This is a genomic window from Aliidiomarina celeris (genome assembly GCF_003316875.1).
Classification (GTDB): Bacteria; Pseudomonadota; Gammaproteobacteria; order Enterobacterales; family Alteromonadaceae; genus Aliidiomarina; species Aliidiomarina celeris.
Genome location: NZ_QMIL01000043.1, coordinates 1 through 281, shown reverse-complemented (window position 1 = coordinate 281; position 281 = coordinate 1). Strand labels below are relative to the sequence as shown.

1 rRNA gene is annotated in these 281 nt (G+C 50.5%); it reads left to right on the top strand.

Annotation, left to right across the window (positions count from 1 at the left end):
- A 5S ribosomal RNA gene (rrf, locus tag DQW12_RS13395) occupies positions 1–104 on the top strand; the annotation flags it as partial.
- Positions 105–281 lie beyond the last annotated feature (177 nt).

Genomic DNA, 281 nt, shown 5'->3' with positions numbered 1-281 from the left:
AGCGACGTGGAACCACCTGAATCCATTCCGAACTCAGAAGTGAAACATGTCAGCGCCGATGGTAGTGTGGGGCCTCCCCATGTGAGAGTAGGACACCGCCAGGCATCCAAACGAAAGAAACCCCAGCCCGAAAGGCTGGGGTTTTTCGTTTAGAAGGCAGTGTCCTACGTGTAGATACCATCTCTCACAACCGACTTCTAGCGATAATTTCACGTCGCTAGAGGTCGATATTCTTGCTGGTGTTTGATTACACCGTAACAGATCTGCATCAGCTTACGCAT